This is a genomic window from Nocardioides pakistanensis, assembly GCF_054781215.1.
Window position 1 is genome coordinate 134,192 of sequence record NZ_BAAGUV010000023.1, and the last position, 23,637, is coordinate 157,828.

General features: G+C 71.4%; 27 protein-coding genes. 10 read left to right on the forward strand and 17 right to left on the reverse strand.

What is annotated here, in order from left to right; translation table 11 throughout:
- Positions 1-43 precede the first annotated feature (43 nt).
- Complete coding sequence (gene def / locus ACYVIH_RS10255) at positions 44-640, forward strand: peptide deformylase (RefSeq protein WP_460868895.1); 597 nt, start codon at positions 44-46, stop codon at positions 638-640.
- Here the strand turns inward: def and ACYVIH_RS10260 are convergent.
- From ACYVIH_RS10260 to cobT, 3 genes are read right to left on the reverse strand one after another with little or no spacing between them, the layout of a single operon-like run.
- Positions 624-1,427 carry a TrmH family RNA methyltransferase gene (locus ACYVIH_RS10260; protein ID WP_460868897.1) on the reverse strand — a complete coding sequence of 268 codons (804 nt, stop codon included), beginning with the start codon at positions 1,425-1,427 and terminating at the stop codon, positions 624-626. The two genes, def and ACYVIH_RS10260, sit on opposite strands and share 17 nt — an antisense overlap.
- Complete coding sequence (cobA, locus tag ACYVIH_RS10265) at positions 1,415-2,653, reverse strand: uroporphyrinogen-III C-methyltransferase (protein ID WP_460868899.1); 1,239 nt, start codon at positions 2,651-2,653, stop codon at positions 1,415-1,417. Before cobA ends, ACYVIH_RS10260 begins: the two co-directional genes overlap by 13 nt.
- Complete coding sequence (gene cobT / locus ACYVIH_RS10270; protein ID WP_460868902.1) at positions 2,646-3,725, reverse strand: nicotinate-nucleotide--dimethylbenzimidazole phosphoribosyltransferase; 1,080 nt, start codon at positions 3,723-3,725, stop codon at positions 2,646-2,648. The genes cobA and cobT overlap by 8 nt, the downstream gene beginning before the upstream one ends.
- A gap of 89 nt (positions 3,726-3,814) precedes the next feature.
- Between cobT and ACYVIH_RS10275 the strand changes: the two genes are divergently transcribed.
- A complete protein-coding gene (locus tag ACYVIH_RS10275) occupies positions 3,815-4,336 on the forward strand; it encodes a YbhB/YbcL family Raf kinase inhibitor-like protein (RefSeq protein WP_460868904.1) in 522 nt (173 codons plus the stop codon).
- Here the strand turns inward: ACYVIH_RS10275 and ACYVIH_RS10280 are convergent.
- On the reverse strand, positions 4,311-4,820 hold the full coding sequence (locus ACYVIH_RS10280; protein WP_460868906.1) for an NUDIX domain-containing protein: 510 nt from the start codon (positions 4,818-4,820) through the stop codon (positions 4,311-4,313). The two genes, ACYVIH_RS10275 and ACYVIH_RS10280, sit on opposite strands and share 26 nt — an antisense overlap.
- A 120-nt stretch (positions 4,821-4,940) precedes the next feature.
- On the opposite strand from ACYVIH_RS10280, the gene ACYVIH_RS10285 reads away from it, so the two are divergent.
- Positions 4,941-5,915: an alpha/beta hydrolase gene (locus ACYVIH_RS10285; protein WP_460868909.1), complete on the forward strand. Its 975-nt coding sequence runs from the start codon at positions 4,941-4,943 to the stop codon at positions 5,913-5,915.
- Here ACYVIH_RS10285 and ACYVIH_RS10290 read toward each other — a convergent pair.
- From ACYVIH_RS10290 to ACYVIH_RS10310, 5 genes are read right to left on the reverse strand one after another with little or no spacing between them, the layout of a single operon-like run.
- Positions 5,897-7,387, reverse strand: a complete 1,491-nt coding sequence (locus ACYVIH_RS10290; RefSeq protein ID WP_460868911.1) for a cobyric acid synthase — start codon at positions 7,385-7,387, stop codon at positions 5,897-5,899. The genes ACYVIH_RS10285 and ACYVIH_RS10290 overlap by 19 nt on opposite strands.
- Positions 7,384-8,145: a sulfite exporter TauE/SafE family protein gene (locus tag ACYVIH_RS10295; RefSeq protein ID WP_460868914.1), complete on the reverse strand. Its 762-nt coding sequence runs from the start codon at positions 8,143-8,145 to the stop codon at positions 7,384-7,386. Before ACYVIH_RS10295 ends, ACYVIH_RS10290 begins: the two co-directional genes overlap by 4 nt.
- The gene (locus ACYVIH_RS10300) at positions 8,142-9,209 is read right to left on the reverse strand and encodes an SPFH domain-containing protein (protein ID WP_460868916.1); all 1,068 of its coding nucleotides are present in this window, start codon (positions 9,207-9,209) and stop codon (positions 8,142-8,144) included. The genes ACYVIH_RS10295 and ACYVIH_RS10300 overlap by 4 nt, the downstream gene beginning before the upstream one ends.
- An 18-nt stretch (positions 9,210-9,227) precedes the next feature.
- A complete protein-coding gene (locus tag ACYVIH_RS10305; protein WP_460868919.1) occupies positions 9,228-9,692 on the reverse strand; it encodes an NfeD family protein in 465 nt (154 codons plus the stop codon).
- 13 nt (positions 9,693-9,705) lie between these two features.
- Positions 9,706-10,506 carry an ABC transporter ATP-binding protein gene (locus ACYVIH_RS10310; RefSeq protein WP_460868921.1) on the reverse strand — a complete coding sequence of 267 codons (801 nt, stop codon included), beginning with the start codon at positions 10,504-10,506 and terminating at the stop codon, positions 9,706-9,708.
- 76 nt (positions 10,507-10,582) lie between these two features.
- On the opposite strand from ACYVIH_RS10310, the gene ACYVIH_RS10315 reads away from it, so the two are divergent.
- The 3 genes from ACYVIH_RS10315 (at position 10,583) to ACYVIH_RS10325 (ending at position 13,122) form a co-directional block, all read left to right on the forward strand.
- Positions 10,583-11,320 (forward strand): hypothetical protein, encoded by a 738-nt coding sequence (locus ACYVIH_RS10315; RefSeq protein ID WP_460868924.1) that lies wholly within the window; start codon positions 10,583-10,585, stop codon positions 11,318-11,320.
- 12 nt (positions 11,321-11,332) lie between these two features.
- Positions 11,333-12,565 (forward strand): phosphoserine phosphatase SerB, encoded by a 1,233-nt coding sequence (gene serB / locus ACYVIH_RS10320; protein WP_460868926.1) that lies wholly within the window; start codon positions 11,333-11,335, stop codon positions 12,563-12,565.
- 122 nt (positions 12,566-12,687) lie between these two features.
- Positions 12,688-13,122 (forward strand): DUF952 domain-containing protein, encoded by a 435-nt coding sequence (locus ACYVIH_RS10325; protein WP_460868929.1) that lies wholly within the window; start codon positions 12,688-12,690, stop codon positions 13,120-13,122.
- Positions 13,123-13,187: 65 nt separating this feature from the next.
- On the opposite strand, the gene ACYVIH_RS10330 is transcribed toward ACYVIH_RS10325, so the two are convergent.
- Genes ACYVIH_RS10330 through ACYVIH_RS10345 form a run of 4 tightly spaced genes read right to left on the reverse strand, consistent with a single transcriptional unit; the run spans position 13,188 to position 15,534 of the window.
- The gene (locus tag ACYVIH_RS10330; protein WP_460868932.1) at positions 13,188-13,700 is read right to left on the reverse strand and encodes a SixA phosphatase family protein; all 513 of its coding nucleotides are present in this window, start codon (positions 13,698-13,700) and stop codon (positions 13,188-13,190) included.
- Between the two features lie 19 nt (positions 13,701-13,719).
- Positions 13,720-14,490 carry an enoyl-ACP reductase FabI gene (fabI, locus tag ACYVIH_RS10335; RefSeq protein ID WP_460868934.1) on the reverse strand — a complete coding sequence of 257 codons (771 nt, stop codon included), beginning with the start codon at positions 14,488-14,490 and terminating at the stop codon, positions 13,720-13,722.
- A gap of 18 nt (positions 14,491-14,508) precedes the next feature.
- Entirely contained in the window at positions 14,509-15,261 is a 753-nt protein-coding gene (fabG, locus tag ACYVIH_RS10340) for a 3-oxoacyl-[acyl-carrier-protein] reductase (protein ID WP_460868936.1), read from the reverse strand.
- 60 nt (positions 15,262-15,321) lie between these two features.
- Complete coding sequence (locus ACYVIH_RS10345) at positions 15,322-15,534, reverse strand: dodecin (RefSeq protein WP_460868939.1); 213 nt, start codon at positions 15,532-15,534, stop codon at positions 15,322-15,324.
- A gap of 103 nt (positions 15,535-15,637) precedes the next feature.
- On the opposite strand from ACYVIH_RS10345, the gene ACYVIH_RS10350 reads away from it, so the two are divergent.
- Together ACYVIH_RS10350 and ACYVIH_RS10355 are read left to right on the forward strand one after the other, a co-directional pair.
- Entirely contained in the window at positions 15,638-15,931 is a 294-nt protein-coding gene (locus tag ACYVIH_RS10350) for a DUF3099 domain-containing protein (protein ID WP_460868941.1), read from the forward strand.
- A 217-nt stretch (positions 15,932-16,148) separates the two neighbouring features.
- A complete protein-coding gene (locus ACYVIH_RS10355; protein ID WP_460868944.1) occupies positions 16,149-16,346 on the forward strand; it encodes an acetone carboxylase in 198 nt (65 codons plus the stop codon).
- Positions 16,347-16,368: 22 nt separating this feature from the next.
- Here the strand turns inward: ACYVIH_RS10355 and moaA are convergent, their stop codons facing one another.
- Entirely contained in the window at positions 16,369-17,376 is a 1,008-nt protein-coding gene (moaA, locus tag ACYVIH_RS10360; RefSeq protein ID WP_460869159.1) for a GTP 3',8-cyclase MoaA, read from the reverse strand.
- 33 nt (positions 17,377-17,409) lie between these two features.
- Between moaA and ACYVIH_RS10365 the strand changes: the two genes are divergently transcribed.
- The gene (locus tag ACYVIH_RS10365) at positions 17,410-18,165 is read left to right on the forward strand and encodes an SURF1 family cytochrome oxidase biogenesis protein (protein WP_460868946.1); all 756 of its coding nucleotides are present in this window, start codon (positions 17,410-17,412) and stop codon (positions 18,163-18,165) included.
- A gap of 23 nt (positions 18,166-18,188) precedes the next feature.
- Here ACYVIH_RS10365 and ACYVIH_RS10370 read toward each other — a convergent pair whose 3' ends face one another.
- Genes ACYVIH_RS10370 through abc-f form a run of 3 tightly spaced genes read right to left on the reverse strand, consistent with a single transcriptional unit; the run spans position 18,189 to position 22,511 of the window.
- Entirely contained in the window at positions 18,189-20,051 is a 1,863-nt protein-coding gene (locus tag ACYVIH_RS10370) for an ABC transporter ATP-binding protein (RefSeq protein WP_460869161.1), read from the reverse strand.
- Positions 20,052-20,096: 45 nt separating this feature from the next.
- A complete protein-coding gene (locus ACYVIH_RS10375) occupies positions 20,097-20,903 on the reverse strand; it encodes an enoyl-CoA hydratase/isomerase family protein (protein WP_460868948.1) in 807 nt (268 codons plus the stop codon).
- Positions 20,904-20,912: 9 nt separating this feature from the next.
- Positions 20,913-22,511: a ribosomal protection-like ABC-F family protein gene (gene abc-f / locus ACYVIH_RS10380; protein ID WP_460868950.1), complete on the reverse strand. Its 1,599-nt coding sequence runs from the start codon at positions 22,509-22,511 to the stop codon at positions 20,913-20,915.
- A 173-nt stretch (positions 22,512-22,684) separates the two neighbouring features.
- Here abc-f and ypfJ point away from each other — a divergent pair, with 173 nt between their 5' ends.
- Entirely contained in the window at positions 22,685-23,629 is a 945-nt protein-coding gene (gene ypfJ / locus ACYVIH_RS10385; RefSeq protein WP_460868952.1) for a KPN_02809 family neutral zinc metallopeptidase, read from the forward strand.
- Positions 23,630-23,637: the final 8 nt, after the last annotated feature.

Consider the following 23,637-nt stretch of genomic DNA (forward strand, 5'->3'; position numbering starts at 1 on the left):
TCACGCCGCCTGTGCCGGGTGAGCGCACCCTAGGATGAGGCCCATGCCTGAGTACGCCGCGGACAGCACTCCCCTTCCCGAAGGCGGCCTGATCCGGCCGATCACGCGGTGGGGCGAGCACGTGATGCACCGGATGCAGGAGCCGGTCACGGAGTTCGACGAGGACCTGCGCGCGCTCGCCGCGGACATGGTGGCGACGATGTACGCCGCCGAGGGAGTCGGCCTCGCCGCGTGCCAGATCGGGGTCGACCGGTCGATCTTCGTCTTCGACTGTCCCGACGCCGACGGCGTGCACCACACAGGCGTCGTGTGCAACCCCGAGCTGTTCCTGCCCGAGGGCCGCGAGCGCCGGCTCGACGACGACGAGGAGGGCTGCCTGTCGCTGCCCGGCGCATTCGTCAAGCTGGCCCGGCCCGACTACGCCCGGGTGCAGGGCCAGGACCTCGCCGGTAACCCGGTCTCCTACAGCGGGACCGGCCTGCTCGCGCGGTGCCTGCAGCACGAGACCGACCACTGCCAGGGCACCGTGTTCGGCGACCGGCTCAACAAGCGAGGCCGGAAGAAGCTGTTCAAGGCCGCCGACGAGCTTGCCGACCGGTTCCCGCCGGAGTGGCCGGCCGTGGTCACCGCCGAGCCGTGACGTAGCAGGCGACCGCGGTCGCGGCCGCCACGTTGAGCGAGTCGATCCCCGCGGCCATCGGGATCACCGCGCATCGCTCGGCGGTGTCCATCCACCGCCGCGACAACCCCGGCCCCTCCGAGCCCAGCAGCAGGGCCACCTTGTCGAGGCCACGCACGGCGTCCTCGATCGCCACGGCATCGGCTGCCGGGGTCAGCGCGACGGTCGTGAACCCGGCCCGGGACAGCTCCGCGGGGGCGTCGTACCACTCCTCCAACCGGGCGTACGGGACCGTGAAGACCGCGCCCATCGCGACCTTGATCGAGCGGCGGTAGAGCGGGTCCGCGCATCGCGGGGACAGCACGACGGCGTCCACCCCGAGAGCTGCGGCGGAGCGGAAGATCGCGCCGACATTGGTGTGGTCGACGACGTCCTCCAGCACGACGACGGTGCGGGCGTCCCGCAGCACCTCCGAGACCGTCGGCAGCGGCGAGCGCTCCAGGGACGCCAGCGCGCCCCGGTGGACATGGAAGCCGGTGACCTGCTCGGCAAGATCCTCGCTGACCACGTAGCACGGCGCGTCGCTGCGCTCGAGCACGTCAACCAGGCCGGCGAGCCAGCGCGGCGCCATCAGGAACGACCGGGCCGGGAACCCGGCCTCGACGGCGCGCCGGACCACCTTCTCCCCCTCGGCCAGGAACAACCCGTGCTCGGCCTCGAGATGCTTGCGGAGCTCGACGTCGCGCAGGTCGCGGTAGTCGGCGAGCCGCGGGTCGTCGGGGTCGGTCACCTCGATCAGCCGCGCCATCGATACCTTTCCGGGTTGGCCACTGCGACCACCTCGCCGACGACCACGATCGCAGGCGGCCTGACCTCCTCGCGCACCACGTCCTCGGCCACGGCGCCGAGCGTGGACAGCACGGTGCGCTCCCCCGGCATCGTGCCCTCGGCGACGACCGCCACCGGCGTGTCCGCGGACCGCCCTCCTCCGAGGAGCCGCTCGGCGATGGCCGCGAGGTTCTGCACCGCCATCAGCAGGACCACCGTCCCGCGCATCCGGGCGAGGGCGTCCCAGTCCACCAGCGATCCGTCATGGTCCGGCGGCAGGTGCCCCGACACGACGGTGAACTCGTGGGCCACCCCGCGGTGCGTCACGGGGATCCCGGCTGCGGCGGGGACCGAGATCGCGCTGGTGACCCCGGACAGGACCGTGCAGGGCACGCCCGCCTCGGCGCAGGCGATCGCCTCCTCGTAGCCGCGGCCGAACACGAACGGGTCTCCGCCCTTGAAGCGAACCACCCGCTTGCCCTGCAGGGCGCGCTCGACGATCACCCGGTTGATCTCCTCCTGGGACGCCGAACGGCCCCGGGGCAGCTTGGCGACGTCGACCAGCTCCACGTCCGGAGCCAGCTCGCTGAGCAGCTCCCGGGGAGCGAGGCGGTCGGCGACCACCACGTCGGCCTCGCTCAGCGCCCGGCGGGCGGCCACGGTGACCAGCTCGGGGTGGCCGGGTCCCCCACCGACGAGGACCACCCCGGGCGTGCGGTCGCGGTGGGCATCGGCGTCGATCACGCCGTCACGCAACGCCGAGACGATCTCGTCGCGCACCGCGGCGGAGCGCTGCGGCTGGCGGTTCCCCAGCACCGCCACGGTGACACCGGCGTGGCGGCCGACCGCAGGGGTCCAGGCGGACGCTGCCGCGGCGTCGTCGCTGCGGACGCAGAAGATCCGGCGCTCCTCGGCGGCCGCGCTCACCGCCTGGTTGACCTCCGGGACGTCGGTCGCCGCGATGACGTACCACGCGTCGTCGAGGTCGGCTGCGTGGAAGCCGCGTTCGTGCCAGACCAGCTCGCCGGCTCCGACGAGTCCCTCGATCGCGGGCGTCACAGCCGGGGAGACCACTTCCACCCGGGCGCCCACCGCGAGCAGCGCGGGCACCCGGCGCTGGGCGACCCGACCGCCGCCGACGACCACCACGCGCCGGCCGGCCAGCCGGAGGCCGGCGGGATACGGCGGGTGCTCGAGGTCACTCATGGGCCTCCACCTGCTTCCGGGCGACGCCGGCGGAGTCGAAGGTGGCCATCTCCCGCAGGACCGTGCCGGCCGCCTCGACCAGCGGCAACGCCAGCACCGCCCCGGTGCCCTCCCCCAGCCGCAGGTCGAGGTCGACCAGGGGCCGGAGGCCGAGTTGCGCCAGGGCGACCGCGTGCCCGGGCTCCGCGCTGCGATGCCCGGCGAAGCAGTAGTCGATCGCCTCGGGAGCCAGCGCCTGCGCGACCAGCGCCGCCGACCCGGCGATCACCCCGTCGAGGATCACCGGCACACCCCGTGCGGCGGCGCCGAGGACGAACCCGGCGATCCCGGCGTGCTCGAAGCCACCCATCGAGGCCAGCGTCCGCACCGGGTCGTCGCTCACCGGACGCGACGCCAGCGCGGACTCCACCACCTTCACCTTGCGCGCGTGCACGGCGTCGTCGATGCCGGTCCCGCGCCCCGTGACCTCGGCCGGTGCCGCTCCGGTGAAGGCGGCCACCAGCGCCGCCGACGGCGTCGTGTTCGCGATCCCCATGTCCCCGGTGAGCAGGACGTCGTGCCCACGCTCGACGAGCAGGTCCGCCACGGCCGCCCCGGCCAGGAGGCCACGGACGGCCTCGTCCCGGGTCATCGCCGCTCCGACCGTCAGGTCCGACGTACCCCGTCTGATCTTGTGGTCGAGCAGATCCGGACCCGGCTCCAGGTCCGCCGCCACGCCCATGTCGACGACGACCACATCTGCCCCGGCCTGGCGGGCGAGGACGTTGACCGCGGCCCCGCCGGCGCGGAAGTTCGCCACCATCGCGGCGGTCACGTCCTGCGGCCAGGGGCTCACCCCCTGCGCGTGCACACCGTGGTCGCCGGCGAACACCGCAACCGCGGGTCGCGCCAGACGGCGAGGCGGGCAGGCCCGTTGGATACCGCAGAGCCGCACCGAGGCCTCCTCGAGCACGCCGAGCGCTCCGACCGGCTTGGCCAGCTGCGCCTGCCGCTCCCGCGCGTCGGACATCGACCGGGGATCGAGGGGTACGACGGCCGCAACGAGGGCGCCCAGCGTCTGCTCGGAAGTCATGCGTCCCATTCTCGCGAGGGTCGCGCGTCCCCTGGCAGACGACCAAGGCGCGGACTAGTGTCACAGCACGCCTAGATCAGGAGGTATGGATGAGCCTGGACCGACCGGTCAGCCCGGACCCCTACGAGCTCCTTCCCGCTGTCCCGTCCTTCACGGTGACGAGCACCGACGTGCACGACGGCCGGCCCCTGAAGGACGACCAGGTCGCTGCCAAGGGGAACACCTCTCCTCAGCTCAGCTGGTCCGACGTGCCCGAGGGCACCAAGAGCTTCGTCGTGACCTGCTTCGACCCCGACGCGCCGACCCCGTCAGGGTTCTGGCACTGGGTGCTGGTCGACCTCCCCGCCGACGTACGCACTCTCGACGCGGGTGCCGCCGCGGGACCACTGCCCGGCAAGGCGTTCCACTGCCGCAACGACGGTGGGGAGAAGGGGTTCATGGGTGCGGCCCCGCCGCAGGGCGACCAGGTGCACCGGTACTACTTCGTCGTGCACGCCGTGGGTGAAGAGTCCCTGGGCGTGGACTCCGACGCGTCACCGGCGGTGGTGTCGTTCAACCTCGCGTTCAAGACGCTGGGTCGAGCGATCATCCACGGGACCTACCAGCACTGAGCTCCCGGTAGGTCGGCGAGTCGAGGAAGAGCGGGAGTACGTGCCTGGCGGACATCGCCAGGTCGAGCTCGCCGGAGCGGATCCGATCCGGGTCGACGAACATGATGCGTCGCCCCTCCCCGAGGCGGATGTCCTCGTCGGTCGCCTCGGTGCGGGCGACCCAGATCTGCCAGCGGTCGGCGAGGTGGGAGGACACCTTCGGCGAGTGCTGCACGATCTCGTCGAACCAGAGCTCGAGGCCCTCCTCGCGCAGGCCGGTCTCCTCCTCCAGCTCCCGGTGGAGCGCGACCTCCCAGGACTCCCCGTCCTCGAGGTGACCACCGACCAGTCCCCACTGGTTGGGTGAGACCAGCGCGTGCTCGTCGCGCTCCTGCATCAGGATCCAGCCGCGGGAGTCGACCAGCAGCGCGCTCGTGATCCGGCAGTTCTGCTCCGCGCAGGGAGTGTCGTTGTCTGCGAGCGGGGCGGCGTTGCTACGGGCCACGAAAGTCCTCCGGTTGCGACAGCGTTTCCCTCGAAGCCTACTCGCCTGCCCGGCCCGGGCCCCGCCCTGCGCCGCCGGGGTACGACGCGCAGGGTTGGCGCCATGGGCGAGAATCACCGCATGCCCCAGCAGAACCCCGTGCACGAGCCCGACGTCCTCGGCGAGCCGTACCTCGCCGAGACCATCGAGCTGCCCGACGACGACGAGGGCCCCGTCGTCGCCACCCTCGTCCACCGCCGCACCGACCCTGCCGCGGCGGACCGGAAGCGGGCGGTGCTACACCTGCACGGGTTCTCCGACTACTTCTTCCAGACCCCTGCGGCGGACTACTGGACCGCACGCGGCTACGACTTCTACGCCCTGGACCTGCGCAAGTACGGCCGCTCCCTCCGTCCGCACCAGACGCCGAACTTCGTCACGGACCTGACCGACTACTTCGCCGAGATCGACGCCGCCATGGAGCGGATCCGCGACCGTGACGGCCACGACCACGTGATCGTCACCGCGCACTCCACCGGCGGCCTGATCGCACCGCTGTGGGCGCACGAACGCCGGCCCGGCCTGGCGGGGATGGTGCTCAACTCACCGTGGCTGGACCTGCACGGCAGCTTCCTGCTCCGCACCGCAGGCACGGCGGCCATCGACCAGGTCGGCGCGCGGCGGCCCTACCTGGCGATCCCGCGCAACGTCTCGGGGCTCTACGCCCAGAGCCTGCACAAGGACCACCGTGGCGAGTGGGAGTTCAACCTGGACTGGAAGCCGATCGAGAGCCAGCCGGTCTACGCGGGCTGGCTCCGTGCGATCCGCCGCGGCCACCGCAGCGTCCACCGGGGCGTCGACGTGGGCGCGCCCGTGCTGGTGCTCACCTCGGGAGCCAGCTCGTTCCCACGGGAGTGGGACGACAACGTCTCGCGGCACGACATCGTCCTCGACGTCGAGCAGATCCGGAAGTGGGCCCACAAGCTCGGCGGCCACGTGACGGTGGCCCGCATCGAGGGCGCACTGCACGACGTCACGTTGTCCGCCGAGCCGGTCCGGCACCGGGTCTTCGACCAGGTCACCCGCTGGCTGGACGCCTACGTCCACGAGGGCTGAGCACCGCTGCGGGAGATGATCTCCCGCAGCGCCTCGGTGTCGAGGTGCTCCTCCACGGCGTCGGCCAGCGCGTCGATCTGTCGCTCGCGTGCGGCCGCGAACTCCGCGGCCTCCCCCGCCACCCAGTCCTCGCGATGTGCCTGCTCGGCCACGCGCGCAAGGAACGCCCGGCGGAAGCCGTCGCTCTCCAGGGCCCCGTGCCACAGCGTCCCCCACGTGGCCCCCTCGCGGCAGCCGTCGAGGAACGGCGTGCCGCCGCGCACCTCGACCGCCCCGTGGTGGATGCGGTAACCCTCGACCGGCTGGCCGAGCTCGGTCCCCCGCGGCCGGTCCAGCACCTTCTCGGCCCCGAACCGGGTGCGCGCCGGCAACAGACCCAGCCCCAGCGCCGAGGACGGCGCGCCGGCCTCCACGCCGTCGGGGTCGGCGACGTGCTCCCCCAGCATCTGGAAGCCGCCACAGATGCCGAGGACCGGCTGGCCGCCGCGGTGCCGCTGCACGAGCGGCCCTACCAGGCCGCGGTCGCGCAGCCAGGCCAAGTCGTCGAGCGTCGCCCGCGTCCCGGGGAGCACGACCAGGTCGGCGTCGGCCACCGCATCGGGCGAGTCGACGTACCTCACCTCCACGCCCGGCTCCACTGCCAGGGCGTCGACGTCGGTGAAGTTCGAGATCCGCGGGAACCGTACGACGGCCACCTGCAACGGGCGCACGCCGGAGGACGGGCTGCCGCCTCCGGGGGCCCGGGTGATCGTGTCCTCGGAGTCCAGGAGCATGTCCGGCAGCCACGGAACGACGCCGAGCACCGGCCGTTCGGTGGCGTCCTCGAGCATCCGCAGCCCTGGCTCGAGCAGCGAGCGGTCGCCGCGGAACTTGTTGACCACGAAGCCGTGGACCAGCGCCTGGTCCTCCGGCGGCATCAGCTTCAGCGTCCCGTACATCGCGGCGAACACACCGCCGCGGTCGATGTCGCCGACCACGATCGTGGGGACCCGGCCGTGGTGGGCCAGGCCCATGTTGACGAAGTCGTTCTCCCGGAGGTTGATCTCTGTCGGGCTGCCGGCTCCCTCGCAGACCACCACGTCGTACCTGGTCGCCAGGTCGTCGAAGGCGGCGTAGGCCGCCTCCGCCAGGCCGGTGCGCGCCCCGGCGAACGACGACGCGTCGAGGTCCCCGGCGGGGCGCCCCATGACGACGACGTGGCTGCGCAGGTCCGACCCGGGCTTGAGCAGCACGGGGTTCATCGCGACCTCGGGCTCGACACCGGCGGCCACCGCCTGCACCCACTGGGCCCGGCCGATCTCGCCGCCCTCGGCGGTGACCATCGAGTTGTTCGACATGTTCTGGGCCTTGAACGGCGCCACGCGCACGCCCTGCCGGTGCAGCCAGCGGCAGATGCCGGTGGTGAGCGCGGACTTCCCGGCGTCGGACGTCGTCCCGGCGACCAGGAGCGCGCCCCGCAGAGCCGTGGTCACGACAGGAAGGCGACGACGGCGACCACGCCGACGGTCACGATCACCAGGCGCAGGGCCAGCGGCGGCAGCCGGCGGCCCACGGTGGCGCCGATCTGGCCGCCGACCACGGAGCCTGCGGCGATCAGCCCGGCGACCAGCCAGTCCACCTCGGCGACCACGATGAAGATGACCGCCGCGACGGCGTTGACCAGGCCGGCAAGCACGTTCTTGGTCCCGTTGAGCCGCTGCAGCGAGTCCTGGATGCCGATCCCCATGATCGCCATCAGCAGGACGCCCTGGGCGGCGCCGAAGTAGCCACCGTAGACGCCGGTGAGCATCACCAGCACCCACACCCACAGCGCACCGTGCTCGGGGACTCCGCCGCGGCGCTCGGCGCGGGCGGCGACCTTGCGGGCGATGGTCGGCTGCAGGACCACGAGCACGCACCCGAGCAGGATCAGCACCGGGACGATCGCGTCGAAGGCCGCTGCCGGGAGCGCCAGCAGCAACACCGCTCCGGCGACACCGCCGACCAGGGAGGCCGAGGCCAGCCGCACCAGCCGGCCGCGCTGGCCGCTGAGCTCGCGGCGGTAGCCGATCGCCCCGGAGACCGACCCCGGGACCAGCCCGATCGTGTTGCTGACGTTGGCGGTCACCGGTGGCACGCCGACAGCCAGCAGGGTCGGGAACGTGATCAACGTCCCCGACCCCACCACGGTGTTGATGGTGCCGGCCGCGACCCCGGCGAGCAGGACCGCGACCATCTCGAGTGCACTCACGGAGCAGGCGGCTCCGAGGAGCTCTCCGCGGCCTTGATCGCCTCGGCGACCGCGTCGTGCGCCTGCGCGACCGACCGGTCGGCACGGGGCACCTGCGGCTCCGAGGGACCCATGTCGACCCGAGTGGCCGGGCCCTCGACCTCGTCGGGAATGCCCTTGAGGCTGTTCATCGTCGAGCCGAGGCCCTCGAGCGCCTTGCCGATCTCGCTCGGTACGATCCACACCTTGTTGGCGTCGCCCTCGGCGATCTTGGGCATCATCTGGAGGTACTGGTAGGCCAGCAGCGACTGGTCGGGGCGGCCGTCGTGGATCGCCTGGAAGACGGTCTGGATCGCCTGACCCTCACCCTGCGCCTTGAGGATCTGGGCCTCGCGCTCGGCCTGCGCACGCAGGATCCGTGCCTCTCGCTCACCCTCCGCGGTGAGGATCGCCGACTGCTTGGAGCCCTCCGCGGTGAGGATCGCGGCCTGGCGCTGGCCCTCGGCGGTGAGGATCGCCGCCCGCTTGTCGCGGTCGGCACGCATCTGCTTCTCCATCGAGTCCTTGATCGACGGCGGCGGGTCGATGCCCTTGAGCTCCACGCGGTTCACGCGGATGCCCCACTTGCCGGTCGCCTCGTCGAGGACACCTCGCAGCCGGCTGTTGATCGCGTCGCGGCTCGTGAGCGTCTCCTCGAGGTCCTTGCCGCCGACGATGTTGCGCAGCGTGGTCATCGTCAGCTGCTCGACGGCCTGGATGTAGTTGGCGATCTCGTACGTCGCCGCCACCGGGTCGGTCACCTGGAAGTAGATCACCGTGTCGATCGAGACCACGAGGTTGTCCTCGGTGATCACCGGCTGCGGCGGGAAGGAGACCACCTGCTCGCGCAGGTCGATCATGTAGCGGACCCGGTCGATGAACGGGACCACGACGTTCAGTCCGGCGGGGAGCGTGCCCTTGTACTTGCCGAACCGTTCGACGATGCCCGCTCGTGCCTGCGGGACGATCCGGATCGTCTTGGCCAAGATGACCACGGCGAACAGGACCAGCAGGACGAGCAGGATCAGAAGGCCTGCACCCTCCACGTGTTTACCTCTTCCTTGTCAGGAGCCCAGCGTCGGAATGCGGTGGACGTAGGCGGTGGCGCCGCGGATCTCGAAGATGTCGACCGGGGCGCCCGGCTCGATCACCTCGGTCTCGTCGAAGGGACGGGCGGTCCACAGCTCCCCGCCGACCCGGATCTGCCCACCGTGGATCGAGACCTCGTCGACGACCACGCCCTGCTTGCCGACGAGGGCGGCGTGTCCCAGGGTGAGCTCGGGACCCGCGTGCAGCCGCTTGACGATGCCGGGCCGCACCAGGGCGATCATCCCGATCGAGGTGGCGATCGCCACCACCACCTGGATCGGCCAGCCGACACCGAGGAGGGCGACGACCATCCCGGCGACCGCACCCGTCGCCAGCATCAGCAGGATCAGGTCCAGGCTGAACAGCTCGGCGACGCCGAGGGCGATCGCCAGCGCCAGCCATGCCTGCCAGTCCTGGAACCAGCTCGGGAGGTCGTCCATGCGGCCAGCCTAGTCAATCGGTGCGGTGCCGGACGCGCCGCCGCGCAGCCCAACGGCCGTCTTCGTGGGTCAGCAGCAACGGCATTCCGAAGGTGGCCGAGATCAGCTCCTCCGTCATCACGTGCTCGAGCGGTCCCGCGGCCACGACCCGGCCCTCGCGGAGCAGCAGGGCGTGGGTGAACCCGGGCGGGATCTCCTCCACGTGGTGGGAGACCAGCACGGTCGCCGGCGACAGCTCGTCCATCGCCAGCACCGACAGGGTGGAGACCAGGTCCTCGCGGCCGCCGAGGTCGAGCCCCGCCGCCGGCTCGTCGAGCAGCAGCAGCTCCGGGTCGCTCATCAGGGCGCGGGCGATCTGGACCCGCTTGCGTTCGCCCTCGCTGAGGGTGCCGAACGTGCGGTCGAGCAGGTGGCCCGCACCGACCTCGACGAGCAGGTTCTCGGCTCGCTGGTGGTCGAGCTCGTCGTACCGCTCGCGCCAGCGGCCGATCACGGCGTACGACGCGGAGACCACCACGTCACGGACCAGCTCGCTGCGCGGGATCTTGTCGGCGATGGCGGCGCTGGTGAGCCCGATCCGTGGCCGCAGGTCGAAGACGTCGATCGTGCCGAGGACCTCACCGAGGATGCCGGCGACCCCGGAGGTGGGATGGATTTGCGCGGACGCCACCTGGAGCAGCGTGGTCTTGCCGGCGCCGTTGGGACCGAGGATCACCCAGCGCTCGTCCTCCTCGACGGTCCAGTCGATCCGGTCCAGGAGTGTTGCCTGCCCTCGTTTGACGGTCACGTCGGCGAACTCGAGAACGGCGTCCATTCATTCCTCGGTGGAGTCGGTGCGTGCGGGGCGGCTGTCGACCGCGCCCCCAACCTACGTCATCTACCCTCGAAAAGTGCGTACGACGACCGCGCTTCCGCGCTCTGCCGACCTGGCCGTGTGGTTCACCTCATGGGTGGCCGGCCACAGCAGCCTCGACGACGCCCGTGACGCCGTCGTGGCCGGGGACGCCGCTCATGACGTGGTGGGCCTCGACGGCGAGCCGGACCCGGTGCCGCTGATCCTCGCGCTGGGCAAGCTGCGCGCCTCCGGTGCCACCGGCGCCGGCCTCGCCCTGCCCGTCCCCGGTGATCCGCTCGGCCTGGCCGGGCCCCCCTCCTTCAACGCCGAGGCGCTCGAGGCCGAGGAGGCCGTGGTGTTCGAGGGCATCGACGGCGGGCTGGTCCCGCACGTCGCGGGGGCGGGTGTCGTGTGGCGCTTCCACGCGGCGTCCTCGCGGCGGCAGGTGCCCGACCTCGGCGAGGCCGACACCGGGCTGCGTCAGGCGCTCCTCACGACCGCGGAGCGGCTCGCGGACCTCGACGTGGCGCGGTGGCGGCCCGAGGTGGCCGACGAGCTGATGGCGCTGCGCCGGGTCTCGGACGTGGTGCTGCCGCCGCACTGGAGCTCGAAGGCCGTCAGGCTTGCCTCACTCGCACTCCGCTGCCGCAGCGTGGTCGCCCTCGCGCTCGAGGACGACGGCGGTGCGGTGTCGGCCGCGGAGGCACAGGCGCGGCGGGAGGCGCTCGCTCCCCTGGACCACGCTGCGAGACGAGCCCTCGTCGCTGCCTGCTCGCTCGGGGCCGAGCGGTAGCCTTCCTGCGACATGGCTATGGCGACCAACGGCGCGGCCCCGCCGCCGACCCTCCTCATCACGTTCACCGGCAAGGACCGTCCGGGGGTCACCTCGACCGTCTTCTCCACCTTGGCCGCCTTCGGCGTCGAGGTGCTCGACATCGAGCAGATCCTGCTGCGAAGGCGGCTGGTGCTCGGCGTACTCGTGTCCGCACCGCGTGACTGGAAGGCGCTCCGCACGGCGATGGAGCGCGTCGCCGACGAGCTGGACATGCAGGTGGACGTCGAGCGCGGCACCGGCGACAACCGGACCCGGCCCGAGGGTCGCAGCCACGTGACCGTGCTCGGGATGCCGCTGCGGCCGGCCGCGGTCGCCGCGATCGCCGGCCGGATCGCCGACACCGGCGCCAACATCGACCGGATCGAGCGGATGGCGCGCTACCCGGTGACCGCGATCGACCTGCACGTCTCCGGTGCCGACCCCGACCGGCTGCGCAAGGTGCTGTCCGCGGAGGCGGCTCGCCAAGCGGTCGACGTCGCGGTGCAACCGGCGAACCTGCTGCGGCACGGCATGCGGCTGATCGTGATGGACGTCGACTCGACCCTGATCCAGGGCGAGGTGATCGAGATGCTCGCCGACCACGCCGGGTGCCTGCAGCAGGTGGCTGCCGTCACCGAGGCCGCGATGCGCGGCGACCTCGACTTCGAGCAGTCGCTGCGCGAGCGGGTCGCCCTGCTCGAGGGTCTCGACGCCTCCGCGCTGGACCAGGTGTACGACTCGATCGTGCTCGCCCCGGGCGCGCGGACCATGGTGCGCACCCTCAAGCGGCTCGGGTACCGGTTCGCGATCGTCTCCGGCGGCTTCACCCAGGTCACCGACCGGATCGCCCGGGACCTCGGCATCGACTTCGCCGCGGCCAACGAGCTCGAGGTGGTCGACGGCCGGCTGACCGGCCGCATCGTCGGACCGGTGGTCGACCGGGCCGGCAAGGCAGCGGCGCTGCGCCGGTTCGCCGAGGAGGTCGGCGTGCCGACCGCGGCGACGATCGCGATCGGCGACGGCGCGAACGACCTGGACATGCTCTCGGCCGCCGGCCTGGGGATCGCCTTCAACGCCAAGCCGGTGGTGCAGCAGGCGGCGGACACCTCGGTGAACGTGCCCTACCTCGACGCGATCATCTACCTGCTCGGGATCAGCCGCGAGGAGGTCGAGGCCGCCGACGCCGAGGCCGGCATCGTCACCCCCGCACCGCCGCTGCTCTGACGCACCCCGCCGGGGCCACATCGACGTGCACTCGCGGTCGTCCCGGTGTTCGCCCCGGCGTGGACGAGCACCGTCGCGCGTTCGAGTGCACGTCCTTCTGGCCCTTCTCGCCGGAGCAGACGGTGCAGACGCGCCAACACGGGCCGCCGGGCTCGCCGTGCTTGCGGCTGCACTGCTCGGGACGTGGTGGCGACGGTCAGGCTCGACCCGCCTCGACGCGAGGTGCGCCGCTGAGCCAGGTGGGGTTCATCCACTGCTCGTTCGAGCATCAGGTGGAGACCGTCGCCAACTACACCTGTCCGGACTGGGATGACGACCTGCTCCTCCTGCAGGTCGACCCGGCCGTGATCCGGTCTGAGGTCAGAGTCGAGAACCTCGACGGCACGGAAGCGTTCCCCCACATCTACGGACCGCTGCCCACGGAGGCAGTCACGGCGGTCCGTCGACTCGTTCGGGAGGCCGGCCAGTGGCGGCTGCCTCGGAGCGTCGTTTCAGGTGAACAGGCAGACTCACCGGTGGTGCCGACCGTTGAGCGCGGTCGCGGGCACATCTGCTGAACCTGCCTGTTCAGCTGACCGCCGTCCCGCGCCTGCCCGTCTGGGCCGGCCTCCCGGGGGCGCCGTCAGGGCGTGCCGGAGTGGAACGCCACGAGACGCGCGGTCTCGGGTGCGAGCTCCTCCCAGGGCAGGTCCACCTCGAGCACGGCGGTGGCCGAGGTGGGGAAGCCGTGCAGCAGCTGGTGCAGCGCCTCCGGGTCGCCGGCGCCGTCCTCGAGCATGTGCGTGAGGTAGCCGATGGTCGGCTGGTGGCCGACGAAGACGAGAACCTCGGTGTCGGGCGGCACGTAGCGCAGTGACTCGAGCACCACCTCCGGGCTGCCGGAGTACACCGAGTCGTCGTAGACGACCTGCGCGCCCGACTCGAGGATTCGCTCCATGACCTCCCAGGTCTGGCGCGTCCTCACCGCCGGCGACACCACCGCGTGGTCGGGGACCAGGCCCCGGTCACACAGGAAGCGTCCGGCCGCCTCGGCGTCACGCCGGCCGCGGTCGGTCAGCTCACGCGCAAGGTCGGTGGCCGCGAACGGCTCAGCCTTCGCGTGGCGGATGAGTATGAGTCTCCTCCCAAAGCTCACCCGAGAAGTGTCGCACCGCTCACGCCCCCATGGCGTGGTAACCCCCATCCACGTGCACGATCTCCCCGGTCGTAGCCGGGAAGAAGTCCGAGAGCAGGGCGACGACGGCCTTCGCCGTGGGGGCCTGGTCCTTCTCGTCCCAACCGAGCGGCGACCGGTCGCTCCACATCGACTCGAGGTCCTCGAAGCCCGGAATCGCCTTCGCAGCAAGGGTCTTCAGCGGTCCGGCCGAGACCAGGTTGACGCGGATGCCGCGCGGTCCCAGGTCACGGGCGAGGTAGCGCGAGCACGACTCCAGTCCCGCCTTGGCCACGCCCATCCAGTCGTACGCCGGCCACGCCACCGTCGCGTCGAAGGTCATCCCCACGATCGAGCCGCCCTCCCCCATCATCGGCAGACATGCCGTTGCCAGCGACTTCAGGGAGTACGCCGACACCTGCACGGCCTGCGCCACGTCGGCCCACGGCCCCTCGAGGAACTTGCCGCCGAGCAGGGTCTCCGGGTTGCCGTAGGCGATGGAGTGCACCACCCCGTCGAGCCCGTCGACGTGCTCGCGCAACAGCTCCGGCAGCCGCTCCAGGTGCTCGGGGTCGGTGACGTCGAGCTCGATCACCGGCGCCTCCTGCGGCAGCCGCTTCACGATCCGCCGGGTGATGCCCAGCGCGCGCCCGAAGTTGGAGACCACGACGGTGGCTCCCTGCTCCTGCGCGACCCGTGCCACCGCGAAACCGATGGAGGTGTCCATCGTGACGCCCGCGACGAGGATCTTCTTGCCCTCGAGGATTCCCATGCCCGTCGTACCTCTCTCTCAGTGACCCATGCCGAGGCCGCCGTCGACCGGGATGACCGCCCCGGTGACGTACGCGGCACCGTCGGAGGCCAGCCACTGCACGGTCGAGGCGACCTCCTCGACGGTGGCGTAGCGCTGCAACGGGATCTGGGCCTTGTACTCGGCCTTCTTCTCCTCGGGGAGGACCTCGGTCATCTCGGTCTCCACGAACCCGGGCGCGACCACGTTCGTGGTGATCGAACGGCTGCCGAGCTCGCGCGCCAGCGACCGCGCCATCCCGACGAGGCCGGCCTTGCTGGCGGCGTAGTTGACCTGCCCCGCGGATCCGAGGAGTCCGACGACCGAGGAGATCAGGATGATGCGGCCGCGGCGAAGCCGCAGCATCCCCTTCGCGGCACGCTTGGTCACCCGGAAGGTGCCGGTGAGGTTGGTCTGCAGCACGTCGTCCCAGTCCGCCTCGCTCATCCTGAGCAGCAGGGTGTCGCGGGTGATGCCGGCGTTGGCGACCAGCACCTCGACCGGGCCCTGCTTCTCCTCGATCTCGGCGAACGCGGCTTCCACGGCTTCGGGGTCGGTGATGTCGCAGCGGACCGCCAGGAACCCCTCGGGCGGCTCGCCGCTGCGGTAGGTGATCGCAACGTCGTCGCCCGCCGCGCGGAAGGTGTCCGCGATGGCCCGCCCGATGCCCCGGTTGCCGCCGGTGACCAGGACCGATCTGCCCACTGTGCCGTCCTCACGTCTCGCTCGAACCACCCCTCGGCGGGCGGACATGGCGACGCTAGCGGCTACCGATGGGTACCCGTAATCACCGCGCGGACGGGCGTGTGCGGCTCACTCGTCCTCGAGACGGAAGCCGAGCTTGAGGCCCACCTGGAAGTGCTCGACGGCGTCGTCCTTGACCTGCCCCCGGATCTGGGTGACCTCGAACCAGTCCAGGTGGCGCAGTGTCCGCGCGGCCCGGGCGATGCCGTTGCGGATGGCCTGGTCGACCCCCTCGGGGGACGTGCCCACGATCTCGGTGACGCGGTAGGTGCGGTCGGACATGGCTGCTCCTCGTTGTTCGGGTTCGTCCTGACGTGGACGACTGTAGTGTCCAGCAGGCAGGGCGAGCGTCGCGGCGACGTCGGCGCCGACGTACGGTGGACGCATGCTCCGCAAGGACCCCGGCGCGGTCCGGATCACCACCGCCACGCGCAGTCGCAGCGAGAACGTGGCCGCCCGTCAGCGGCGCTACATCATCTCGATGGCGGTGCGCACGGTGTCGTTCGTGCTCGCGGTCGTCTTCGCGGGGACCTTCCTGATGTGGGTCTTCATCGTCGCCTCGTTCCTGCTGCCCTACGTGGCCGTGATCGTCGCCAACGCGAACGCCAACACCGACCCGGACCCCGACCCGGACGCCACGTTCAACCCGACACGTCCCAAGCTCGGCCCGCCGGCCTGATCCGGGACCGGCCGGGACCCGCTGGTCCAGACCTTTCCACAGGATCCGGCGCCACGACGCGCGACGGTGGAACCGCTGTCCACCGCGTGCAAGAATCGTCGGCGCGCTGCCCGGTCTCCCCCGTCCGGGCCGCGCTCGTGGTACCGGACGACTTCCCCCGTGGTCGTCCGGTACCTCCAATTCCGGGGCCGTTCGAGGCCGTGGCTAAGGTCGGTGCATGGACCTGATCTGCTCCGCCAAAGGGTGTACGGCTCCGGCGAAGTGGTCGCTGCTGTGGAACAACCCCAAGATCCACACCCCGGACCGCCGGAAGAGCTGGCTGGCGTGCGAGGAGCACAAGCAGAGCCTGAGCGACTTCCTCGGCGCGCGGTCGTTCCTGCGCGACGTGGAACCGCTCCCCGCGTCCCCGGAGTGAGCCGGAGTGCGTCGGTCTTCGCTCAGCCGCCGATGGCCGACATCGGCCGCGTGGGCTGCAGGAACGAGACGTCGTCGATCCCGTGACCGGGCCGCTTGGTGATCATCGCGGCCCGCCAGCGGTCCGCGATCTCCTCGTCGCTGGCGCCGGCTCGCAGCGCAGCTCGCAGGTCGGACTCCTCGCGGGCGAACAGGCAGTTGCGCACCTGCCCGTCGGAGGTGAGCCGGACCCGGTCGCAGTCACCGCAGAACGGACGGGTCACGGACGCGATCACGCCCACGGTCGAGGGGCCGCCGTCGACGAGGAACAGCTCCGCGGGGGCGCTGCCGCGCGGCTCGTCGACCGGCTTGAGCACGAACTCGGACTCCAGCGCCGTGAAGATCTCGTCGGCGGTCACCATGGTGTCGCGCCGCCAGCCGTGCTGGGCGTCGAGCGGCATCTGCTCGATGAACCGCAGCTCGTAGCCGCGCTCCATGCACCAGCGCAGCAGCTCGGGGGCCTGCGTGTCGTTGATGCCGCGCAGAAGCACGGCGTTGACCTTCACCGGACCGAGGCCGGCGGCCTGTGCGGCCTCGAGCCCGGCGATCACGTCGTGAAGACGGTCGCGGCGGGTGATCTCGAGGAAGTCCTCGCGGCGGACCGTGTCGAGGCTGACGTTGACGCGGTCGAGACCGGCCGCAGCGAGCGCCTCGGCGGTGCGGGCCAGGCCGAGCGCGTTGGTGGTCAGGGAGGTCTCGGGACGCGGAGACAGCGCCGCAGTGCGGCGGACGATGTCGACGAGTCCGCGGCGGATCAGCGGCTCACCGCCGGTGAACCGGACCTCGCGGATCCCGAGGTGCTCCACCCCGATGGTGATCAGCCGGACCACCTCGTCGTCGGTGAGCGTCTGCTCCTGCGGCATCCAGTCCAGGCCCTCCGCGGGCATGCAGTAGGAACAGCGCAGGTTGCACCGGTCAGTCAGCGAGACACGCAGGTCGGTCGCGGTGCGGCCGAACGTGTCGACGAGTCCTCCGTTGCTCACCCGGCCCAGTGTAAGCGCAGTCACCCCATTACTGTCGTCCGCGTGCGTTTCCTTCTCAGCCGCCGGTGGATCCTGTTCCTCGCGGCCGTGGTCGTGCTGGCCTATCTCGCCTTCCGGCTCGGCGAGTGGCAGTTCGACCGTCTGGACCAGCGCGAGCAGCGCAACGCGGTGACCGAGCGGAACCTGGATGCCGCTCCGGTGCCGGTCTCGCAGGTCCTCGGCGTCGACGAGCCGGTCGACCCCACCGAGGAGTGGCGCCACGTCACCGCCCGCGGGCAGTACGTCGACGAGGAGACCGTCGTGGTCAGGTACCAGACCCGTGACGGCCAGTCGGGGGTCGACGTCGTCACCCCGTTGGTGACAGACGACGGCACGGCGCTGCTCGTGAACCGCGGCTGGCTGGCCACCGGCAACGTCGGCACCACCCGGCCCGACGTCCCCGCCGCGCCGTCCGGGGAGGTGTCGGTCACCGGCTGGGTGCGCGCCGACGCCACCGGCGACTCGACAGCGGTCGCCGACCGGTCCACACGGGCGATCTCGAGCGAGGCGATCGGCGCGACGCTGCCGTTCCCGGTGTACTCCGGGTTCATCGAGCTCGACGAGCAGGACCCGCCCGCCGCCGAGCCGCTGCAGAAGGTCGAGCAGCCCGACCTCGGCGAGGGGCCACACTTCTTCTACGGCCTGCAGTGGTGGTTCTTCGCAGCGCTGGCGATCTTCGGATTCGGGTACCTGGTCTGGGACGAGCGGCGGAGGCTGCGCAACCGGAGGCAGCCGGTGCCGCAGGCGGACAAAGCCTGACCCGGGTCGCAGACGCCGGGCGATCAGACGTGCGAGGCGAACTGCGTGCGGTAGAGGTCGGCGTACAGCCCGCCCTCGGCGAGCAGCTCGTCGTGGGTCCCGGAGGCCACGATGCGCCCGTCGTCGACGACCAGGATCTGGTCGGCGTTGCGGACCGTCGAGAGCCGGTGCGCGATCACCAGCGACGTCCGGCCCTCCAGCGCCTGGTCGAGCGCGCGCTGCACCGCCACCTCGGACTCGGAGTCCAGGTGCGCGGTCGCCTCGTCGAGCACGACGATCCCCGGCGCCTTGAGCAGCAGCCGCGCGATCGCGAGCCGCTGTCGCTCCCCGCCGGACAGCCGGTAGCCGCGGTCCCCCACGACGGTGTCGAGACCGTCGGGCAGCGAGGCGACGAGGCTGCTCACCTGCGCCGCCGCGAGCGCGTCCCAGATCTCCTCGTCGGTCGCCTCCGGCTTGGCGTACTGGAGGTTGGCCCGGATCGTGTCGTGGAACATGTGCGCGTCCTGCGTCACGTAGCCGACCGCGTCCTCCAGCGACTGGAGCGTCACGTCCCGGACGTCGTGGCCGCCGACCCGCACGGCGCCGGCCGTGACGTCGTACAGCCTCGCGACGAGGTGGGTGATCGTGGTCTTCCCGGCCCCGGACGGGCCGACCAGCGCCACCATCTGACCCGGACGTGCTGTGAACGTGACGTCCCTGAGCACCAGTCCGTGCTCGCGGGTCTCCTGGCGGGCGACGGTCTCGAGGCTGGCCAGCGAGACCTCGTCGGCCCGGGGGTAGCGGAAGGCGACGTGGTCGAACTCGATGCTGGTGGCCTGGCGCGGGAGGACGACGGCGTTCGGCCGCTCCTGGATCATCGACGGCAGGTCGAGCACCTCGAACACGCGCTCGAAGCTCACCAGCGCGGTCATCACGTCGACGCGGACGTTGGAGAGCCCCTGCAGCGGGCCGAGCAGCCGCAGCAGCAACGTGGCCAGCGCCAGCAGGGTGCCCACGGTCAGCGTGCCGTCGATCGCGAGGTGCCCGCCCACGCCGTACACCAGCGCGGTCGCCAGTGCCGGGATCAGCATCAGGCTGGAGCTGAACACCCGGGTGACGAAGGCGATCCGGACGCCGAGGTCACGCACCCGGGCGGCCTTCTCCGCGAACCGGGCGTCCTCCTCGTCGCGGCGGCCGAACAGCTTCAGGAGCAGGGCGCCGCCGACGTTGAAGCGCTCGGTCATGTTGTTGCCGAGGTCGGCGTTGCCCTCCATCTGCTGCCGGGTCAGGCCGGAGAGCTTCGCCCCGACCCACCGGGAGGCGATCAGCAGGATCGGGAACAGCAGCAGCGTCAGCAGCGTCACCCGCCAGCTCAGCGCGAGCATCGCGATGCCCACGACCACCACGCTGATGGAGTTCGAGACGGTGCTCGACAGCGTCGAGGTGAAGGCTCGCTGCGCCCCGATCACGTCGTTGTTGAGTCGGCTGACCAGGGCGCCGGTCTGCGTGCGCGTGAAGAACGCGAGCGACATCCGCTGGACGTGGGCGAACACCTGGGTCCGCAGGTCGTAGATCAGGCCCTCCCCGATCCGGGAGGACAGGTAGCCCTGGAAGAGCGCGAGTACGGCGTTCACCACGGCCACGCCGGCGACCGCGAGCGCCAGCACCGTGACCAGACCGCTGTCGCCCTTCAGGATCCCGTCGTCGACGATCTTCTTGATCAGCAGCGGGGTGACCACGACGAGTGAGGCGTCGACAACCACCAGCGCGACGAAGAACGCGATCAGCCGACGGTGCGGCTTGGCGAAGCCGAACACCCGGCGCACCGTCTGGCGGGCGAGCTTCTGCCGCGCAACGCTGCGGTCCGTGCGCAGGTTGCGCCAGGCCGGGCCCATACCCGTGTGCATCGACACGCGACGACTCTCCGATCTCGCCCGCGTGACGGGCGGCTGCTACTGCTGCTGCATCAAGGCGGCCAGCTCGCGGAACCGCCTCACCTGGGCCTCGCGCTCGACCCTGCGCTGCTCGTCGAGGTCAAGGGCCCGAGCGCTCTGGAGCAGGGCCTTGGTCTCCGACACCGCGCCGGCCATCGGTGCGCTCACCGCCGCCACGAGGTCGGCCACGGTCTGGTCGAGGTCGGCCCGGGGGACGACCACGGTGGCCAGCCCGAGCTCCTCGGCCTCCGCGGCGCCGACGTTGCGCGCCGTGGCGCAGATCTCGAGAGCCCTGGAGTACCCAACCAGCTCGACCAGCGGCTTTGTTCCCGTGAGGTCGGGGACCAGACCGAGCGCCGGCTCGCGCATCGAGAACACCGCGTCGTCGGCGACCACCCGCAGGTCGCAGGCGAGAGCGAGCTGGAAGCCCGCACCGATCGCGTGGCCCTGCACGGCGGCGATCGAGACGATGTCGGGCCGGTGCAGCCAGGTGAATCCCTGCTGGTAGATGTCGATCGTGTCCGACATCTCCTGGTCCGACAGCGACAGCAGCGTCATCAGTCCGGCCTCGGTCCCGGTGCCCTCCAGGCTCAGCATCGAGCGGTCCAGCCCTGACGAGAAGGTGTCGCCGGCGCCCTTGAGCACCACCACCCGCGTGCCCGGGGCGAGGTTCGCGCCGATCTCGCGCAGCGCCAGCCAGGTCGCCGGGGTCTGGGAGTTCTTCGTCCTCGGCCGGTCCAGGGTGATCGTCGTGACCGGCCCCTCGACGTCGAGGCGCAGCCCGGCCGCGGCGAGGCCCTCGGGGGTGATGTCGGTGTGCGTCATGGGCGCAGCCTAGGCGAGCGCCACGAGGTCGGCGTACTCGTCGTTCCAGAGATCTTCGACACCATCGGGCAGGATCAGCACGCGGTCCGGCTCGAGCGCCCGAACCGCGCCCTCGTCGTGGGTGACCAGGATGATCGCGCCCTCGTAGCCGCGGATCGCGGCCAGCACCTCCTCGCGCGAGGCCGGGTCGAGGTTGTTGGTCGGCTCGTCGAGCAGCAGCACGTTGGCGCTGGAGACGACCAGGATCGCGAGCGCGAGCCGGGTCTTCTCCCCGCCGGAGAGGACGCCAGCGGGCTTGGTGGCGTCGTCGCCGCTGAACAGGAACGAGCCGAGCACGCTGCGGGCCTCGGTGTCGGTGAGCTGGGGCGCGGCCGTGCGCAGGTTCTCCAGCACGGTGCGGCCGGTGTCGAGGGTCTCGTGCTCCTGCGCGTAGTAGCCGAGCTTCAAACCGTGACCCGGCACGACCTTGCCGGTGTCCGGCTGGTCGACCCCGGCGAGGATCCGCAGCAGCGTGGTCTTCCCGGCACCGTTGAGACCCAGGATGACGACCCGGCTGCCCTTGTCGATCGCGAGGTCGACGTCGGTGAACACCTCGAGCGAGCCGTAGGACTTCGACAGCTCGGCGGCCGTGAGCGGGGTCTTGCCGCAGGGAGCCGGCGAGGGGAATTTGATCTTGGCGACCCGGTCGGACTTCCGCTCGGCCTCGATCCCCTCCATCAGCCGCTCGGCCCGCTTCATCATCGACTGGGCCGCCTGCGCCTTCGTCGCCTTGGCGCGCATCTTGTTGGCCTGGTCCATGAGCGTGCTGGCCTTGCGTTCGGCGTTCATCCGCTCCCGCTTGCGGCGGCGCTCGTCGGTCTCCCGCTGCTCGAGGTAGGCCTTCCAACCCATGTTGTAGACGTCGATCTCGCCACGGTTGGCGTCGAGGTGGAGCACCTTGTTGACGGTGTGCTCGAGCAGGGCGACGTCGTGGCTGATCACGATCAGGCCGCCCTTGTGCGCCTTGAGGAAGTCCCGCAGCCACACGATCGAGTCGGCGTCGAGGTGGTTGGTCGGCTCGTCGAGCAGCAGGGTCTCCGCGCCGGAGAACAGGATCCGGGCCAGCTCGACCCGCCGGCGCTGGCCGCCGGACAGCGTCCGCAGCGGCTGCTTGAGGATCCGGTCCTCGATGCCGAGGCTGGCCGCGATCTGGGCCGCCTCGGCCTCCGCGGAGTAGCCGCCGCCGGCGTGCAGCTCGGCGTCGGCGCGCTCGTAGCGGCGCATGCCCTTGTCGCGGCGCTGAGGATCGTCGGAGGCCATGTCCGCCTCCGCATCCCGGAGCCGGCGTACCACCTCGTCCAGCCCACGGGCGGAGAGGATCCGGTCCCGGGCGATCACCTCGGGGTCCCCGGTGCGGGGGTCCTGCGGCAGGTAGCCGACGCTTCCCGATGCGGTCACCCGGCCGGCCGCAGGGAGTGCCTCGCCGGCGAGGATCTTGGTCAGCGTGGTCTTGCCGGCGCCGTTGCGCCCGACGAGGCCGATCTTGTCGCCCGGCGCGACGCGGAAGCTCACGTTCTCCATGAGCAGGCGTGCGCCGGCGCGGACCTCGAGCTGGTGAGCGGTGAGCATGCGGTGCGGATACCTCGGCAGGATCGGGGAACATACGGCCAGGACGGAGGGTGTGTCCGGCTCAGTCCGTCGCGCACCTCACCCGTCTAGTCTACGAGACGCCCCCGCACCGGACCGGTGGCAGCCTCGGCTCGTTCCCGGGCTCCCCTGCCCGACGGAAGAAAGGCTCCGCGATGCGCTTCAACCCCAAGGCCCGCCTGGACACCGGGCAGGTGCAGAACCGGCGCGGGAGCGGCGGCGGTGGCGGCGGCTTCGGCTTCCCCGTGGGTGGGGGTGGTGGCGGGCTCAAGGTCGGTGGCGGGATCGGCGGCATCGTGATGCTGATCCTGATCTTCGTGCTGAGCCAGTACGTCGGAGGCGGCGGCGGGGTGGGTCTCCCGGCCGGCCCGGTCAGCGACGACCGTCCGGTCTCCACCGACAGCGAGGCGTTGGCACACTGCCGCACCGGGGCCGACGCCAACTCCGATCCCGACTGCGCGCGCGTCGCGGTCGTGAACAGCATCCAGTCCTACTGGTCCGAGGCGCTCCCCCAGCAGACCGGCCAGCAGTACGTGTACGGCGACACCGTGATCTTCTCCGACTCCGTCCAGACCGGCTGTGGCGGCGCGACCTCCCAGGTCGGGCCGTTCTACTGCCCGCCCGACCAGCAGGTCTACCTCGACACCACCTTCTTCGAGGACATGCTCGAGGGCCAGCTCGGCGGCAAGGGCGGGGACTTCGCCGAGGCCTACGTGCTGGCCCACGAGTACGGCCACCACGTCCAGAACCTGCTCGGCACCATGGGACGGGTGCGCACCCAGCAGGGCGCGAGCAGCGACGCCGTACGTCTAGAGCTTCAGGCCGACTGCTACGCGGGGATGTGGACGAAGTACGCCACCGAGGCCGAGGACGCCTACGGCGAGGTCTTCATCGAGAACCTCACGCGGGCCGACATCGAGGAGGCCCTCGACGCCGCCCGCGCGGTCGGTGACGACCGGATCCAGCAGCGCACCTCCGGCCGGGTGAACCCCGACGCCTGGACGCACGGGTCGGCGGAGCAGCGGATGCGCTGGTTCAGCACCGGCCGGGACACCGGCAGCCTGAAGGCCTGCGACACGTTCTCCGCGCGCAACCTCTAGTCCGTCGT